14 protein-coding genes are annotated in these 16737 nt (G+C 69.6%); 2 read left to right on the forward strand and 12 right to left on the reverse strand.

Translation table 11 applies throughout. The features are described 5' to 3' along the window. Positions 1–870 carry an NAD(P)/FAD-dependent oxidoreductase gene (locus tag ACXJJ3_RS12630; protein ID WP_458170190.1) on the forward strand — a complete coding sequence of 290 codons (870 nt, stop codon included), beginning with the start codon at positions 1–3 and terminating at the stop codon, positions 868–870. Here ACXJJ3_RS12630 and idi read toward each other — a convergent pair. Further along, complete coding sequence (gene idi / locus ACXJJ3_RS12635) at positions 847–1404, reverse strand: isopentenyl-diphosphate Delta-isomerase (RefSeq protein ID WP_458170191.1); 558 nt, start codon at positions 1402–1404, stop codon at positions 847–849. The genes ACXJJ3_RS12630 and idi overlap by 24 nt on opposite strands. Positions 1405–1639: 235 nt before the next feature. Between idi and tyrS the strand changes: the two genes are divergently transcribed. Then, on the forward strand, positions 1640–2815 hold the full coding sequence (gene tyrS / locus ACXJJ3_RS12640) for a tyrosine--tRNA ligase (protein WP_458170192.1): 1176 nt from the start codon (positions 1640–1642) through the stop codon (positions 2813–2815). A 195-nt stretch (positions 2816–3010) separates the two neighbouring features. On the opposite strand, the gene ACXJJ3_RS12645 is transcribed toward tyrS, so the two are convergent. The 11 genes from ACXJJ3_RS12645 to ACXJJ3_RS12695 form a co-directional block, all read right to left on the reverse strand. Further along, positions 3011–4264, reverse strand: a complete 1254-nt coding sequence (locus tag ACXJJ3_RS12645) for a lytic transglycosylase domain-containing protein (RefSeq protein ID WP_458170193.1) — start codon at positions 4262–4264, stop codon at positions 3011–3013. Next, positions 4261–5103: a phosphate ABC transporter ATP-binding protein gene (locus ACXJJ3_RS12650; protein ID WP_458170194.1), complete on the reverse strand. Its 843-nt coding sequence runs from the start codon at positions 5101–5103 to the stop codon at positions 4261–4263. The genes ACXJJ3_RS12645 and ACXJJ3_RS12650 overlap by 4 nt, the downstream gene beginning before the upstream one ends. A 32-nt stretch (positions 5104–5135) precedes the next feature. Continuing rightward, positions 5136–7847 carry a hypothetical protein gene (locus tag ACXJJ3_RS12655; RefSeq protein WP_458170195.1) on the reverse strand — a complete coding sequence of 904 codons (2712 nt, stop codon included), beginning with the start codon at positions 7845–7847 and terminating at the stop codon, positions 5136–5138. Positions 7848–8037: 190 nt separating this feature from the next. Continuing rightward, entirely contained in the window at positions 8038–9033 is a 996-nt protein-coding gene (locus tag ACXJJ3_RS12660) for a substrate-binding domain-containing protein (RefSeq protein WP_458170196.1), read from the reverse strand. A gap of 160 nt (positions 9034–9193) precedes the next feature. Then, positions 9194–9949, reverse strand: coding sequence for a lytic murein transglycosylase (locus ACXJJ3_RS12665; RefSeq protein ID WP_458170197.1), 756 nt, complete (start codon positions 9947–9949; stop codon positions 9194–9196). Next, a complete protein-coding gene (locus ACXJJ3_RS12670; protein WP_458170198.1) occupies positions 9940–11565 on the reverse strand; it encodes a PPC domain-containing protein in 1626 nt (541 codons plus the stop codon). Before ACXJJ3_RS12670 ends, ACXJJ3_RS12665 begins: the two co-directional genes overlap by 10 nt. A 115-nt stretch (positions 11566–11680) precedes the next feature. Next, positions 11681–12574: a sortase domain-containing protein gene (locus tag ACXJJ3_RS12675; protein WP_458170199.1), complete on the reverse strand. Its 894-nt coding sequence runs from the start codon at positions 12572–12574 to the stop codon at positions 11681–11683. After that, on the reverse strand, positions 12571–14307 hold the full coding sequence (locus ACXJJ3_RS12680) for a phosphate ABC transporter substrate-binding protein PstS (RefSeq protein WP_458170200.1): 1737 nt from the start codon (positions 14305–14307) through the stop codon (positions 12571–12573). Before ACXJJ3_RS12680 ends, ACXJJ3_RS12675 begins: the two co-directional genes overlap by 4 nt. 14 nt (positions 14308–14321) lie before the next feature. Beyond that, entirely contained in the window at positions 14322–15398 is a 1077-nt protein-coding gene (pstA, locus tag ACXJJ3_RS12685; protein ID WP_458170201.1) for a phosphate ABC transporter permease PstA, read from the reverse strand. Continuing rightward, the gene (gene pstC / locus ACXJJ3_RS12690) at positions 15398–16384 is read right to left on the reverse strand and encodes a phosphate ABC transporter permease subunit PstC (RefSeq protein WP_458170202.1); all 987 of its coding nucleotides are present in this window, start codon (positions 16382–16384) and stop codon (positions 15398–15400) included. Before pstC ends, pstA begins: the two co-directional genes overlap by 1 nt. Next, positions 16381–16731: a hypothetical protein gene (locus tag ACXJJ3_RS12695; RefSeq protein ID WP_458170203.1), complete on the reverse strand. Its 351-nt coding sequence runs from the start codon at positions 16729–16731 to the stop codon at positions 16381–16383. Before ACXJJ3_RS12695 ends, pstC begins: the two co-directional genes overlap by 4 nt. Between the last annotated feature and the right edge of the window lie 6 nt (positions 16732–16737).

Raw genomic sequence — 16737 nt, forward strand, 5'->3', positions numbered from 1 at the left:
ATGGATGTCGCGGTCATCGGTGGGAGTGTGGCGGGGCTGCAGGCTGCGTTGACGTTGGGGCGCGCTCGGCGGCAGGTGGTGCTGTTCGACGACGGGCGGGCGCGGAACCGGTCGGCGTCGCACGTGCACAACTACCTCGGCGCCGCGGACCTCGCGCCGGACGAGCTGCTGGCCGTCGGGCGGCGGCAGCTGGCCGAGTACGGCGTCGACGTACAGGCGCGGCGGGTCGAGGACGTGACGCCGGACGACGACGGGTTCGTGGTCGACGGGCGGCACGTGCGGGTCGTCGTACTGGCGACCGGGTTGTCGGACGAGCTGCCCGACGTACCGGGGGTGGCGGACGGGTGGGGGCAGTCCGTGGTGGCGTGTCCGCACTGCCACGGGTGGGAGGTGCGGGATGAGGCGCTGGTGCAGTTGGGGATGCGGGGCGCGCCGGATCGGTCGGTGGCGCGGGCGTTGCTGCTGAGCCGGTGGAGCGACGACGTGGTGCTGTGCACGGACGGCGATCTGCTCGGCGGGACGCAGCTGGATCGGCTGGCGGTCGCCGGGGTCAAGGTGCGGACGGAGCGGGTCGCCGAGGTCGGGTCCGGGGTACGGCTGGTCAACGGGGAGACGTTGGCCGCGCGACGGGTGTTCGTCGTGGTGCGGCAGCATCAGCAGAGCGACCTGGCCGAGCGGCTCGGGTGCCAGGTCTCGGACGGCGCGGTCGTGGTCGACGAAGGCGGACGGACCACCGTGCCTGGGGTTTACGCGGTCGGTACGACGGCGGCGCCGGCGCTGCTCGCGATCGGGGCGGCGGGGCACGCCAGTACGGCGGCGGTCGCCGTCCACGGGGATCTGCTGGAGTCAGACCTGGGCGGCGGCTGGTAGCCGGGAGCTGTCGGCGATCGGCCACGCGGACGGGGTGTCCGGGAGTTCGTCGAGTTGCAGGAGGCACCACGGCGAGAGGTCCGGGGTGGTGCGGACCTCGTCCCAGGAGGCCCAGCGGTAGTCGGCGACCTCGGCCGGGTTCGGCGTCGGGTCGCCGGTCCACCACGCGCGGTACACCGGGCACAGCTCGTTCTCGACGATGCCGTTCGGCATCTCCGCGCGGTACCGGAACTCCGGCAGGACGAGGTCCACCGCGGCGACCACGATCCCCAGCTCGTCCGCGAGCCGTCGGCGTACCGCGTGCCCGACCGGCTCCCCCGGAAGTGGGTGCCCGCAGCAACTGTTCGTCCAGACGCCCGGCCAGGTCAGCTTGTCCAGCGCGCGCCGGGCCAGCAGCACCCGGCCGGCGGCGTCGACGACGTAGCTGGAGAACGCCAGGTGCAGCGGGGTCGCCGCGTGATGGACCGTGGCCTTCGCCTCGGTTCCGATCGCGCGCCCGCCGTCGTCCACCAGTACCACCTGCTCGTCGATCACGTTGCCGAGCCTAATCGGGTTCTCCAGACAGCCGGGCGGATGCTAGCCTCACGGTGTGACCAAGCACTGCGTGATCTATCGACCGGCTCTGGGAGGGGCCGGCGTTCGGTAGTCCCCGCAGTCAGCACCACCCAGAGCCTCCGAGGCAGGAACCGTCCGGTTCCTGCCTCTTTCCGTTTGCCGGAGGCACTGGCCGCTTGTGCGGGTGCCTCGTCCTGAGAGGAACCCCTTTTCGATGAACGCTGTGATCGACCGGTTACGCCGTACCACCGACCTGATCGTCGGTGCGGAGGATCTGCGCGAACGCCTGGATTCCGGGCGGCCGTTGCGGATCAAGTACGGCGTCGACTGCACCGCGCCGGACCTGCACCTCGGGCACGCGGTCAACCTCTGGATGATGCGCCAGCTGCAGGACCTCGGGCACCGGGTGGTGTTCCTGCTCGGCGACCTCACTACCCGGGTCGGCGACCCGACCGGGCGGTCCTCGACGCGCCCGGTGCTGACTCCGGAGCAGATCGACGCGAACGCCGGGTCGTTCCTCGAACAGGTCTCGCTGGTGCTGCGGACCGATCCTGAGGTGTTCGAGGTACGGCGGAACTCCGAGTGGTACGACGCGATGCCGGTGGCGGAACTGCTCGGGTTGTTCGCGCAGGTCACGCAGGCACAACTGATGGCGCGGGACATGTTCCGGGAACGGGTCGCGGCGGGGCGGGAGATCGCCGCACACGAGCTGGTGTACCCGGTGCTGCAGGGGTACGACAGCTTCGCGATGCAGAGCGACCTGACGATCGTCGGGTCGGACCAACTGTTCAACGAGCAGCTCGGCCGGCATTTCCAGCAACGGCTCGGGGCGCCGCCGCAGGTGGTGATCACGACTACGATCACGCCCGGAATCGATGGTCGCGCCAAGCAGTCGAAGTCGCTGAACAACTACATCGGACTGACCGACAGCCCACAGGACAAGTTCGGCAAGCTGATGAGCATCCCGGACGAGCTGGTGGGGGCGTACGCGCGGGTGTACACGGAACTGCCTGAGGACACGGTCGCGGCGCTTGCGGATGCTTCTGGTCCGGCGGCGCGGGACGCGAAGCTGCGGTTGGCTGCGGCGGTGGTGACGCGGTACCACGGCGCCGGGGTGGCGAAGGCCGAACTGGAGGCGTTCCGCCGTACGTTCACCGATCGGTCGGAGCCGGCCGACGTACCGGAGCTGACCACCACCGACCCCCGCCCCACGGTGCTCACCCTCCTCCGGTTGGCTCACCCCACCGCCAGCAACTCAGAACTCCGCCGCCTCCTCCGCCAAGGCGCGATAACGATCAACGGCACCCGCCAGAACGACCCGACCTCCGAGGTGCCCCTCCCCGCAACCCTCAAATCCGGCCCCCGCACCTGGCACCGAATCATCAACTAACCATCCGCCGCGAACAACCGACGACGACACCACCCACCCGGGAGCTCTCACCAACCACCCGGCACGACCGCCAGCACCACACCAACCACCCGGAACGGACCTGTGGCACTCACCAACCACGCCGGCCCGCGCGAGCGCGGGCTCGAGCGGGCGGCGCAGCCGCCCCCGTGGGGTGGTTGATGAGTGGCTGGGGTCCTACGGCGTACCCGTCGGGGTTTCCGGGGACGACGTGTCGGGCGGGGGTGTGGTGTCGGGGGTGGTGGTTTCGGGTGGTGTGGTCGGGGTTTCCGTCGGGGTCGGGGTGTCGGACGGGGTGGGGGTGTCCGGGGGCGGCGTATCCGAGGGAGTGCTCGTCGGCGGCGGGGTGGTCGGGCGAGCTGTCGACGGTGGGATGTACGGCGGTTTGGTGGTCACCGGCGTGGTGGGGCGGACGGGGGCCTGAGTGGTGTGGGTAGGCGGCGGGGCGGTGGGGGTGGAGCCAGCGGTCGGCGGGGTGACGCCGGGCGTTGGGGTGACGCCAGGAGGAGGCGTCGTCGGGAGGGACTTGCCGTCGGTGGTGTGGGTGTTGCCCTTGTCGTCGGCGCCGGGGATCTGGTCGTGCGAGTCGGGGATCGACACCGTCTGCCGGCTGTACGACTGCATCCACCGAAGCACCGTCGACACGTAGCTCATCGAGTGGTTGTACCGCAGGACGGCCTGCACCAACTGCCGCGGATTGCTCAGATCAGCGCCGCCCTGACACAGGTAGTCCCCCGTCGCCCGCGAGGCATCGAAGACGTTGTGCGGATCGCGAATCCCATCACCGTTGCCATCAGCACCGAACGTCGCCCACGTCCCCGGGATGAACTGCATCGGCCCGACGGCCCGGTCCCACGTCGTGTCCCCGTCGTACACGCCGTGATCGGTGTCGGAGATCGCCGCCATCCCAGGGCCCCCGTTCAGCACCGGGCCGAGGATCCGGCCCCGCGTGTTGCCCTGGGCATCGACCCGGCCACCGCTCGCGTGCGACGACTCGACCTTCCCGATCCCGGCCAGCAGCGGCCAGGTCAGATGACACCCGGGCATCGCCGTCGCCACATCGCGAGCCGCCTTCTGGTACGCCGCGAGCACCGTCCCCGGGATTCCCGACACGTCCCCGGTCACGCCGACGGGCGGCTGCCGCGGCCCGTCCGTCGCACCGGTGTCAGGTACGTCGGACGTACCCGGCTGGACGCGCTGCGCCGGATCGGCCGGCAGCTGCCCGTCGGCACCGACCTGCGGCAGCTCGGCCGGCAGATCGACGTACGTCCCCGCCGGCAGGTTCTGCGCATCCACCACCAGCTGCCCGTTGAACGTACTCCCACCACCGGCAACGACCAGCACCATCGCACCGACCGGCGCGGCGCACGCCCAGGCGGCGGCGACCTTCACCCGCCAGCTGTCCCGGGAAGTCCAAGGGCGGTTGATCATCCGAAGCGTCCTTCCACGTAGTCGGCGGTGCGCTGGTCCTCCGGGCTGGAGAAGATCTGGCTGGTCGGCCCGGACTCGACGATCACGCCGGGCGTGCCCTGCTCGGCCAGGAAGAACGCGCACGACTGCGAGACCCGGGCCGCCTGCTGCATGTTGTGCGTGACGATCACGATCGTCACCTCCCGGCGCAGCTCGTGGATCGTCTCCTCGATCCGCCGCGTCGACGTCGGGTCGAGCGCCGAACACGGCTCGTCCATCAGCAGTACGTCGGGCCGCACCGCCAGCGACCGCGCGATACACAACCGCTGCTGCTGACCGCCGGACAGCGCCCCGCCCGGCGAACCGAGCCGGTCCTTGACCTCTTTCCAGAGCCCGGCCTTGGTCAGGCACTCCTCGATCAGGTCCTGCCGCTCGTCCCCGCGCACCCGGGTGCCGGTGAGCTTCAGCCCCGCGGTCGTGTTCTCCGCGATGCTCATCGCCGGGAACGGGTTCGGCTTCTGGAACACCATCCCGATCCGCTTCCGGGTGTCGGTGATCCGCCGTTCCGGCTCGTAGATGTCCTCCCCGTCCAGCAGCACCTTCCCGGCCAGCGCCGCACTCGGCACCAGCTCGTGCATCCGGTTCAGGATCCGCAGGAACGTCGACTTCCCGCACCCGGACGGGCCGATGAGGGCGGTCACCTGCCCGGCCTCCATCGTCAGCGAGACCTCCGACAACACCTTGTGCGCCCCGAACCAGGCCGCCACCCGCTGACTCTCGAGCTGACTACCACTCTCCACCGGCGGCAGCACCACCGTCTCCTCAGCAGCAGCCGGCACAGCAGGCAGTACGGACGTCATGAATCAGGTCCTTCCGATCGGGCGGTGGCTGGTCAGCTGTTGCGGCGGCGGCCGCGGCGGAAGAGGCCGGACAGGTACGACGCGCCGGCTACGACGCCACGGCGTACCGGATGACCCGGGGTCGCGATCAGGCGGATGCCGGGGGAGGCGACGCCTGCGACGAGGCCGGCGATCAGGAAGGCGGGGATGCCCCAGGCGAGCCAGCCGAGGGAATCGCCCTGGGTAGTGGCGGCCACCGGCTTGATCGTGCCGTTCGCCTGCGGCTTGTCACTCGGGGAACCTGTCGACGGCGAGGCACCGGGAGTGTTCGGGCCGGCACTCGGCGAGTCGGTCGGGTTCGGCGTGCCGTTGTTCCCGTTGTTGCCCCCATTGTTGCCGTTGGCACCGTTTCCGTTGCCGGTGTTGTTGCCGTTGTTCCCGCTCGGGGTGCCGTTCTGCCCGCCACCCGGCGCGTTCGTCGACGGGGTCGCTGTCGGCTTCGGCTTGTCGGGGACCGGGTCTGCGGGCGGAACGGGCGGCGTACCGGTCTGGTTCTCGACCGCGTCGGCGACCTTCAGTGCCTGGTCCTGCATCGGCTGGGTGAGGGCGAGATACCCGTCCGGCAGCTGCCCGGCCTCCTGCCCGTACTGCTGCCCTGACGTCGCCATCCACCGCAGCGAGTCCGCGATGCGGCGTGCTTCGGCCGGCTTCAGCGTGCTCGTCGGAACCTCGGCGTAGCTGATCATCGTGCCGGGGTAGGCGCGGATGTCCATCTTCGCCGGGTCCAGCTGCCAGACGCCGGTCGACTTGTCCACACCGGCGCCGTCGAGCGCGTACGTCATGCTCTCGACGTCCGGTTTCACATACGCGTCCGAGCTGTTCCGCAACGACACCGACTGCATGCCGGTCTTCTCCAGCTGCGAGGTAGTCGACAGCGCGAGTAGGTGCCGGACACCCTGGTTCTGCGCATCCATGCGCTTGGGCACGATGACGACCGGGAAGGTGTTGCTCTGGGCCATCGGGGCTTGGCTCAGCGGCCACGCCGTCATCAGCGAGTCCGATGCCTCGGACCAGGAGTTCGCCGGCGCGGCCCCCAACTGCTGTGGCGAGAATCCCGCCCACGTGGACGCGTCGCTGATGTTCGGCACCGTCCAGCCGTCGCGCAGGTCGTAGTCGTTACGTGGCAGTTCCCAGTTGGCGTACGCCTTGTTGACCGTCATCCCCCACGGGTCGGCCTTGCCCTGCAGGAAAGCCCTCGCCGACGGGTCGGCCCAGATCCACCGGGTCACGGCCTGGATCACGTCGGTCTGCGCAGGCGGGATCGCAATCTGGGTACCGTTGGCGTCCGATGCCCCGACCCAACGGGTCGCCTCCGGGTTCAGTTGGAGGAACTCCGGATCCTGCAGAACGGTCGCGGGGTTGGTCGCCGCGTTCGGATTCACGAGGGCGGCAGGAACCGCGCCGCTGCGCCACTTGCCCGGGTACGACTGGGTCAGCAGCTTGGCTGTCAGCCGCTGATTGAGTTTGATGTCGTTCACCTGTCCACCGCCGAACGACTCGTCGATCTGCCAGTTGAATCCGATGGCGAACCCGGACACGGCAAGCGGCGCGTACCCCGGTTTCCGTGCTGCCGCTGGAGAGTCCTGCTCGCTGGGGTCGGTCACGACGGCCGCGTCGGCAGCGTACCCCGACGACGAGATCGGATCGCTCTGTCCGAGCTGCGTTCGTGATTCGGGCTCCCAGGCCCGGGTGTAGTCCAGGGCCGCCGGGCTGGACGGCTGGCATCGTGCCGGGACCCAGCGGCGCATCGCTTCCCCCATGAGCTCCGACCCGATGAACTTCGCCGAGTCGGTGCGCTGCGTGCAGGTCGGTGACTCAGGAGCGAACGAGAGCTTGAAGACGTACCGCTTGTACCAGTTCGCCAGTAGTTCCCAGTTGCCCGGTCCGACATCACTGCCGCTGGTGGCGAATCCCGCACACCTGGTTGCCTCGGCCGCGGAGATGAAGTCGGTGCTCCGGCAAGGATGACGCGTGACCGGCACGACGACCAATGAGCACCCGGTGCCCTGCGAGCACCCCAGACTGGGGTTCTCGGTCTTGGTGTTCGCCCAGGTCTGTACGTCGCCGGTCCCGTTGGCTCGGGTGATGCCGATGCGCTGGTTCGCGGTTCCAGGTGTGTAGTCGTCGACGCTGGAGCCGGTGACAACGGTGCCGATACCTGGAACGGTCCACCTGTCCGGCCATCCCGCTCGCGGAACCGCATGGTAGGTCCCGTCGGCCTTGCGGAACGGGATCGACCAGCTCGACACCGGCGCCGCGGGATTGGTGACCCGCCACTGTGAGGTTTCCGGCGGCAGGTAAGCGTTCCCGAGCAGCGACGAAAGCTGGTTACCGCCGATCGGGCTCGCCATCCAGCAGTCCGAGCGGTCCGGGTCGGCGCCACGACACTGCATCACGACCACGGGAAACTGGAAGGCCGTTTGGTTGGTGTCACCCTGGCTCGGCGTCATTCCGGTCCAGGAGACGGTGAGATTCTGCCGGGCGAGGTCGGCCGTCCGGGAAACGGTCACGGTTGAGCTCCCCTGTGACAGGGTCACCGGGTTCGCGGACGGGTCCGCGAACACCGGGGTGTCCGGGATCACCGGTTCGTCCGCCGTGACGGTCACCGGCCGGTCGGGAACAGCTGCGAGGGCCGACGGTGCGGACAGGGCGAACAGGAACGCGACCGCGAACAGCGCGGCGGAGCGCCTGTGGATCAACCTCACGATGACCTCCGGGAAACTACGAACAGGCCGGCGCAGAGCGGAGCGCCGACTACGACAAGCGTTTCCTGCGGCGCGTTCGGTCAGGTCGCCAGCACGTTAACTGGACATGAATCGGGTCATGGCCGAAAAGGACGGACCGGTGGGCGAGAGGGAATCTCTCGCCCACCGGTCGTGTCAGGGTCGCCTGGGGTCAGGCGACGCCGCAGTTCGCGCCGAGCTCGACGAAGCCGTTCGCCTTGATCACGTCACCGGCGGTGGTGGTCGCCGGGTCGGTGTCGGACGGCTCGCAGATGAACGGCGTGCCACCGGTCGACGAGAAGCCGGTGCCGTCGCCGAACAGGTCGGCCAGGTAGTCCGGGACGATCCCGTTCGGCGCCTTCACGACCTGGTACAGCGTGCGGTCGTACGCGTCGGAGTCCGGAGTCGGGATGGTGCCCAGCGCCGTACCGGCCTGCTGGGCCGGGGTGAGCAGGCCGTAGCGACCGACCGAGACCGGCGCGATCGCACCGGAGGTCGCGGCCACCGGGGCCGGGTCGTGCTCCTGTACCTGCGCGCCGTTCACGTTGTCCTTGACGCAGGACGGCAGGCTCGTGTTGTTGATGCCGACCAGGCCGGCCCAGGTCGCCCGGGTGCCGGAGTTGATCTGCGGGATGAGCGGCACGATCGCCAGGTTGTTGCCGCCGAGCTGGCTCCAGTTGGTGATCGTGCAGTTGTAGATGGCGGTCAGCTGCGCGTCGGTGAGCGAGGTGACACCGGTCGCGTCGGCGTTGTGCATCCAGCGCAGCTGGTCCTTGGCGTACGGCAGGAACAGCGCGTCGGCGCAGTCGCCGGACTGCTTGCCACGCGACGAACGGGCCGAGTCGACGTCGGTGCGCGTGCAGAGCGCCGAGATGCCGGCGCCGGAGCCGTTCGGGCGGGTGATCGAGACACCCGGACGGATCGTGACGGTCGACGAGCCGGTGGCGTCGAACGACGCGATCCGGCGGGCCGGGGTGGGGGTACGGCCGTTGTAGAGGTTCATCAGGTCGTCGAGCACCAGTTCGCTGGTGTCCGAGCCGACGATCACGACGTCGTCGGAGTCCGGGGTGAAGCTCGGGTCGGCGGCGGCCGAGAGTGCGGAGGTGGCGACCACGGCGAGCGCGGCGGCGGCGATCGCGGTGGCACGGGCGGTACGGATGAAACGCATGTCGGGAATACCCTTCCTTTACTGCGTTCGTACACGGGTCTGCTTGACCCGTGGCCACCGTGTCCGACGGTGACGACTCCAATTCATCGCGTCAATGCCGACAACTCCCGGCTATTCGGTGAACCAGACATGATGCTGCGGTCAGCCGGAAACGCATAGATCACCGGACACTCGCGCGTGCATATTCGTTCGACCGGCCGAGGACATTCCGCGCATATTCCCCGGACCGGTTGTACGTCGTCACCGCGGCCCACCAGCCGGCACCGGTCCGCATCGTCGGCGTCGACGCGCACAGGTAGACCGCGGCGGTCGCGGCGGCGTCGTCGAGGTCGTTCGGTCGCGCCGTACCGTCGCCGTCCGCGTCGACGCCGAGAGAACGCCAGGTGCTCGGCAGGAACTGCATCGGCCCGACGGCGTGATCCCACCGGGTGTCGCCGTCGTACGCTCCGCCGTCGGTGTCCGGGATCGCCTGTACGCCAGGGCTTCCGTCGAGGGCCGGACCAACGATCGGCGGGGTGCTCGTACCGTCGTCGCCGACCACCGCGCCGCGGAACGAACCGTGCGCGGACTCGACCGAGCCGATCGCCGCGAGCGTCACCCAGCTCAAGCCGCAGGACTCCGGCGCCGACTGCTCACCCAGGGCGTACGCCGCGAGGACGCGCGGCGGGATCGGAACCAGCGTGCTCATCCGGGTGGCCCAGGCCCGGCAGCGGCCGGCCCGGCCCCAGGCGTCGTGGGGGGCCGGGCCGGCGGCGGGCGGTACACCGGTGGCCGGAGCCGGGGGCGGTACGCCTCCCGAAACCACCAGTGGACCGTCCGTGGTGCGCCCGGAGGGAGAGCGCACCACGGTGATCACCACGACCGCGATCAGCACCAACGCGATCGCGGCCGTGACGAGTTTCGCTTTCAGCTGCACGGTTCCGTGAGGCCCCAGGCCGCGGTGTTCAGGGTGTCCGGGGTGCCGGTGAGGCCGAGGGCCGGGTTGTACGCGTCCCTGCCGAAGTCCACGTCGACGTCGTCGGCGGTCCCGCCGATCCCGTCCGCGCCGACCCCGTACAGCCCCGGGAAGTTGCCGTCGGCATCCATCAGGTTCGCGACCGGGCCAGCCGGGTCGGTGTCGTAGTTGCCGACCAGGTGGCCGATCTCCCGGGACACCAGGTTGCCGAGCGCCTGGCCGACGAACGCGACCCAGTCGCTGTCCGCGGACAGGTACCGGTTGAGGCTGACCGCGCCGCCGGCCGCGCTGATCCGGTCGAGCTGGACCAGCGCGGTCTCCTCCTGGGCGAAGTTGCCCGGGTCGACCGACTGCGCCGACCCGATCCGGCCGATGCCGGACTCCGCCGCACCGCCGCCGACCACGACCCGGGACACGCCCTCGGTGCCGAAGGTGTCGGCGTCGTCCCGGCTGTTCCGGATCCGGACGTCGGCGTTCGGGTTCTTCGCGCGCAGGTCGGTCCGGACGTTCTCGGTGACCACGGCAACGACCTTGTCGATCACTGCCGACTCGTCGGCCGGCGTCAGACCCCAGTTCGGCAGGTACGCCGCCAGCCCGGACAGCTGCCGGACACCGGAACCACCGAGCGGCGTGGTGTCGATCTGCCCGCCGTCGAAGTCCAGGAAGAACGTCTGCGGCGTCGCCGCGGACTCGGTCCCGGGGCGGAACGTGCCGAGCGTCAGGTCGTACGGACCGAAGCCGTCGGTGACCGACACCGAATACCAGCCGGCCCGGTCGGCGACGTACGCGAAGTCGACCGCCCCGCGCGGCAGCGGGGACGACGCCGGGGTCCGGGTGCTGGTGATCCGGTCGGAGCTGACCGCCTGGGTACCGTCCGGCTTGACGACCGTGAGGCGCTTGCCACCGGCCGCGAGGCTGCCGCCGAGTACGTCGCCTTTCGCGAGCTGGACTGCGTAGAAGTCCTTGTCGACCGGGGCCGACGCGATCAGCAGCTGGTACGCGCCGGTGTCGGCACCCCCGTGGCCGCTGCCCGAGTCGTGCGGATCCGCGGGCAGGCTGCCGGCCGCACTGTGGCCGGCGACGACCACGTAGTAGTCACCAGTCGCGGTCAGCGCGTACGTGAGCTTGCCGGCCAGGCCGCCGCCGCTGTTGTCGTCGGAGACAAGCAGTGCGCCGCCCGCGTCGTACAGGCCGACCACGGTGTCGGTGCTGGCGGCCGAGCCGGCGGTGTTGACGGTCACGGTCTGCCCCGCCGTACCGGAGAGCCTGTAGAAGTCGAAGTCTCCGGTCTTGTCGCCCAGGTCACCGTGCGGGCCGTCGCCGAGCTGGCCGGACGTGGTGACCGCGCGGACGCCAGAGCCGATCCCGGTCGCGGTGGCGAGGTCGAGCGAACCGTTGTCCTCGGCACCGGTCGCGATCGCCACCGGTGCCGGCGAGAGCGTGCCGTGTACGGTCGCGGTGGCCGGCTCGGACTCGGTGTACGACAGCCCGGCGGCCGAGGCGAGCGGTAAACAGGCCGAAGAGACGAGGGTGACCGCCGACACGGCGAGCAGCCCGCGGCGAATCATCGGATTCATGACGAGTTCCTCCCAGAAAGCTCCATGAACAATTCCCGCGTGCAATCGTAGGGACGAAAATCCCGGCCCGATCCTTTCCGGCGGTTTGTTCAATTTCTGGGAATGACCAGTTAATTCACACCAGATTGGGCAGCATTCCGGCGACCAGTTCGAAGATCCGCCAGACCAGCGCGAGCAGGACCGGCGCGCCGATCAGGTACGACTCCCAGCGGCCGATCCGGGTGCGGAACCAGATCACCCCGGCCCCGACCACCAGCAACGCCTCGAGCCAGAGCACCAGCGGCCAGATCGCGGACAGGTCGACCCCGAACGCCTTCTGACTGCTCGGCACCTGGGGGCGCCCACCCGGGTCGGGCTGCACCTGACCGTCGGCGAGGTCCGCGTCGACGTACACCGTTGCGCTCGGCAACAGCTTGCCCTCGGCCGTGACCAGGGTCAGCCGGGAGCTGCCGTCGACGGGCGCCGCCGGCAGCGGATCGCCGGCCCGCCGGATGCCGATCACCCGGTAGCCGAAGGTGCCCTGACCGGTGACGACCTGGAACCGGGTGCCGACATTCAGCTTCGGCACACTGCGGAACGGCGCGCCGAAGGTCAGCGCGCGGCCGTAGACGACCGAGATCCCGGCCTGCCCGGGCAGCACGGTGTCGGACCGGTGCCCCGGCCCGTCCCGCAGGATCGCGCCGGTCGTCCCCTCCTTGATCACCTGCCGCAACTGCAGCCCCGGTACGTCGAGGACCGCGACCGGATCCCCCTGCGTGATGCCGGGGCCTAGCGGTGCGGTCGCCTCCGCGAGTTCGCCGCGGATCTTGTCGTAGGCCACGTCCTGCGCGCGGTTGAACTGGAGCGCCCCGAGCAGCGTCACGTAGACCAGGAAGCTCAGGATGCCGAGCGCGAACAGCCGCAGCGCGTCCGCGGTGAGCTGTGGGCGCAGATTCAGCTCGGCCTCAAGGCGCGCCTTGACCTTGGCCGGCGTGGTGCGGAGCGGGGGCGCCGTACCGATTGCGGTCACTTGCCGGCCCGCTTCTGCTGCAGGTAGCGGGAGACCAGGGTCGGGACCAGCAGGATCAGCAGGACCTCGATCGCGGTCAGGATGCCGAGGTTGCGGAGCATGCTGCCGCCGCCGCGGTTGCCGTTCAGCTCGGTCACGCTGCCGGTCGGGGTGTACGCGTTGTTGTTGCCTGAGGCATTGACCACCTGGCCGGTCTCGGGGTCGATCGACTGCCCGGACGTCGGGCCGCCGCTGGGCAGTACGGCACCGGGCGTCGTGCTGGTCTGACCCGCGCCCGGCTGGTTCGGGTTGCCGGTGTTGTTGTTCGTACCGTTGTGGTTGCCGCCGTTGTTGGTCCCGTTGTTGTTCGAGCCCGTGTTGTTGTTGGACCCGTTGTTGTTCCCGCCGTTGTTGTTCGAGCCGTTGTTGTCGCCGCCGTTGTTGTTCGAGCCGTTGTTGTTGCCCGGGTTGGTCGGCTGGTTGGGCCCGGCTACGCACTTGCCGTTGACGGCCGGGCCGGCGCCGTCCTTGTCGCAGGGCAACGGCTGCGGGGCACGCTCGGCGAGCAGGTTGCGGCTCAGGTTGGTGCCGTCGAAGGTCGGGTTGCCGCACTTCCTGATGTCGGTCGCCGACGACGGGCTGCCCGGCACCTTCGCCACCTGGGCGAACGCGGCCTGCACCAGGTTCAGCGGGAGCGGCGAGTAGCCGAGCGGCTGGGCCTTCTGCTGGCCCTGGCACAGGAAGTACGAGGCGAAGTCGGCGAGCGTCTGGCCTTTGTCCGCGCTCAGATTGGTGGTCGGCAGGATCATGTACGAGTACGACGACAGCGGGTAGCTGCGCGGGTCCGCGTTGTTGTAGACCCCGGTCAGCTTCTGGGTCAGGTAGAGCGGCCCCGGCGTCGTCTCGATCTGCGCCCTGGTCAGCGCCACCGCGGTGTTGTACGCCGTCGGCTCCGTGTAGTACCCGGCGTTGTTGCGGACCTTCACCACCGGGTAGCTCTTGCCCAGCGCGTACGAGTACTCGACGTACCCGATCGCGCCGTCGGCGTACGTCGCGGAGATGTACCCGGCCATCTGGCTGGAGCCGCCCTGGGACTTCACGCCCGGGAAGTTGGTGGTCGGGTAGTACGACGTCTGCCCGCACTTGCGGCCCTGCGTCGACTGGCAGAACGCGTCCCACTGCGCCTTGTACTGCGTCGCCATCCAGAGCGTGAACTGCGCGGTGGTCCCGGACCCGTCGGACCGGACCACCGGGATGATCTTCTTGCTCGGCAGCTGTTTGCCGTTGTTGTCCCGGGTGATCTGGGCGTCGTTCCAGTTCGTGATCTTGCCGGTGAAGATCTTCGTGATCGTGTCGCCCGACAGCCGCAGGTCGCGGTACAGCTGCCCGCCGACCCGGATCTGATACATGAACGACGTACCGCCGGCGACGATCGGCATGTAGGCGTACGGCCGGTTCGAGACGTCGGTGGCACCGGTCAGCGGATCGGTGCCCTGGTACGGGATCTCGCTGATCGCGAAGTCCACCAGGTTGCCGGCGAAGTCGAGCCGGCCGCGCGAGGAGCCGCCGCCGCCGTACTGGACCCGCATCCCGCGGGGCTCGACGTCACGGATCCACTGGTCGAGGGCGTTCTGGGACCAGGTGGACCCGGACCCGTAGATCGGCACGTACGCCGTACTCCGCGCGGCGGCCGGCAGGCCCGCGAAGGCACAGCTGAGCAGCACCGCAAGGACGAAGGCACTGAGCCGTCGCATCGTGACGATTCCTCTCATCGGGTTCCGGACCGGCCACGGGAGGCCATCCAGCGGGAGAACACGAACAGCAGCAGGACCAGGACCAGCAGCAGGGCCGCGGCGCCGAACGCGCGGCTGATGTAGTTGCCCTCGGGCGACTGCGACATCTTGAAGGTGAACAGCGGCAGCGAGACCATCGGCCCGGAGAACGGGTTCAGGTTCATGTACGTCGTGAAGCCCGCGGTCAGCAGCACCGGCGACGTCTCGCCGATGCCGCGGGCGGTACCGAGTACGAGCGCGGTCGCGAGACCGGGACGCGCCGTCGGCAGCACCACCGACCAGACCGTGCGCCACTGGGTCGCGCCGAGCGCCAGCGACGCCTCCCGCAACCCGCCCGGGACCAGCCGCAGCACGACCTCGGACGAGCGCGCGATGATCGGCAGCATCATCACCGAGATCGCCATCGCCGCGACGAAGCCGGACAGCCGGAAGCCCAACCCGATCAGCAGTACGACGTACGCGAACAGGCCGGCCACGATCGACGGCAGCGCGGTCATCGCCTCGACCACCGAGCGGACCAGCCGCGAGCCGCGGCCGCCGATCTCGGTGAGGTAGACCGCGCAGAGGATGCCGAGCGGCAGCGTGATCGCGATCGCCATCGAGATCTGGATCATCGTGCCGGCCAGTGCATGCAGGGCGCCGCCGGTGGTGAGCGGCTCGAGCGGTCCCGCCGTCCGGAGGTCCTGGGTGAAGAAGTTCTTGTGCACCAGGGACTTCGCGCCGCGGGCGAGGGTGTAGCCGATCACGGTCGCGAGCGCGAACCCGACCAGACTCGCGGCGCTGTGCGCGAGCAGGACGGCGAAACGGTCGGCCAGTACGACGCGACCGCGGCGCAGGCCGGTGAGCATCAGGTAGAGCGCGGTGAACGAGAGCCACCAGCAGACGATGAAGCCGAGCGTGCCCTCGGTCGGCAGGATCCGGTTGTAGAGCACCCAGGTCAGCGACAGGCCCGCGAGCGCGGACCCGATCAGGCAGGCCCGGTCCTCGACGTCGACGACCCGTAGCCGGCGGCGTTCGGGTTCGGGAAGGTCCGGCAGGGCGGCAGTACTCATCAGATCTCCGTTCCGGCGCCGCTGCGGCTGCGGGCGACCACGAAACCCGCGATCAGGTTGACGATCAGCGTGATCACGAACAGCACCAGGCCGGCCGCCATCAACGCGTTCAGCTGCGAGCCCGAGGCCTCGCCGTACCGGAGTGCGATCATCGAGGAGATCGTGATCGAGCCGGACTGCAGCACGTGCCAGTTGATCTCGAACAGCGGCGACACGATCATCACCACCGCGATCGTCTCGCCGAGCGCGCGGCCGAGGCCGAGCATCGTGCCGCCGATGATGCCGCCGCGGCCGAACGGCAGCACGACGGCCCGGACCACGCCCCAGCTGGTCGAGCCGAGCGCCAGCGCGGCCTCGCGTTCGCCCTGCGGGGTCTGGTCGAACACCTCGCGCATCACCGCGCAGGCGATGGGCAGGACCATCATCGCGACCACGATCCCGGCGATGAACGCCGACGACGCGTACGTCGCCCCGTCGAACACGGCCGCGTGCGGATCGGTGTCGACCTTGAAGATCGGTATCCACCCGAACCAGCTGGTGATCCACCGGGACACGTGGATGACCCACGGCTGGAACAGGAAGAATCCCCACAGGCCGTAGACGATCGACGGCACCGCGACCATCAGGTCGACCACCGCGACCAGCGTCTTCTTCAGCCCGCGCGGCGCCCACTGGCTGATGTACAGCGCGGTGCCGAGCGCGAGCGGGAACGCGAACAGGATCGCGACGGTCGCGATCACCACCGTCCCGAACAGCACCGACGCGACGCCGATCTTGTTCGCCTCGGGGTTCCACGCCTGCTCGGTGAAGAACTTCCAGCCGTACCGCTGCAGGGTCGGCTTCGCCTGGTAGGCGAGGAACACACCGATGCCGCCGGTGATCAGCAGCACCAGGCCGCCGCCGCCGCGGGCGATGATCCGGAACATCAGGTCGGACGGGGACAGCGACGACCGGAGCCGTCGCGGGGTGAGGGTCTCTTCGCTCACTGCTCCGGCTCTCGCTGGACGATGACAGGGGACAGGTACGCCGTCGTGATGACGGCATGCTCAACCGCTTGCGTAAAACGATGGAAAGCACGGCGCGCGTCGATCCGGCGGGCGAACACCACCGGGCACTGGACGTCGGTCCCGTCGTCGGTGGCGATCTCCCAGCGCCAGCGGCCGTCCGCGTCCCGGCGCAGTGTCGGCTCGGCCTCGCGGGCGAGCCGGCGGACCGAGACCAGCACGTCGAGCGGGGACCGTACGTCGCCGCGGCCGATCGCCAACGGGCGGTTGTTGCCGGACAGCAGCCGCCAGATCCGGTCACCGCCTCGTGGGTCCTCGAGGAACTGCATCCGCAC

This window comes from Kribbella sp. WER1 (assembly GCF_054189145.1).

Excerpts from the sequence above, each read along its gene's own strand:
- ACXJJ3_RS12695 (WP_458170203.1), bottom strand. The coding sequence starts at position 16,731 with ATGCAGTTCCTCGAGGACCCACGAGGCGGTGACCGGATCTGGCGGCTG.
- ACXJJ3_RS12630 (WP_458170190.1), top strand. The coding sequence starts at position 1 with ATGGATGTCGCGGTCATCGGTGGGAGTGTGGCGGGGCTGCAGGCTGCG.
- tyrS (WP_458170192.1), top strand. The coding sequence starts at position 1,640 with ATGAACGCTGTGATCGACCGGTTACGCCGTACCACCGACCTGATCGTC.
- ACXJJ3_RS12660 (WP_458170196.1), bottom strand. The coding sequence starts at position 9,033 with ATGCGTTTCATCCGTACCGCCCGTGCCACCGCGATCGCCGCCGCCGCG.
- ACXJJ3_RS12670 (WP_458170198.1), bottom strand. The coding sequence starts at position 11,565 with ATGAATCCGATGATTCGCCGCGGGCTGCTCGCCGTGTCGGCGGTCACC.
- ACXJJ3_RS12650 (WP_458170194.1), bottom strand. The coding sequence starts at position 5,103 with ATGACGTCCGTACTGCCTGCTGTGCCGGCTGCTGCTGAGGAGACGGTG.
- ACXJJ3_RS12645 (WP_458170193.1), bottom strand. The coding sequence starts at position 4,264 with ATGATCAACCGCCCTTGGACTTCCCGGGACAGCTGGCGGGTGAAGGTC.
- pstA (WP_458170201.1), bottom strand. The coding sequence starts at position 15,398 with ATGAGTACTGCCGCCCTGCCGGACCTTCCCGAACCCGAACGCCGCCGG.
- ACXJJ3_RS12680 (WP_458170200.1), bottom strand. The coding sequence starts at position 14,307 with ATGCGACGGCTCAGTGCCTTCGTCCTTGCGGTGCTGCTCAGCTGTGCC.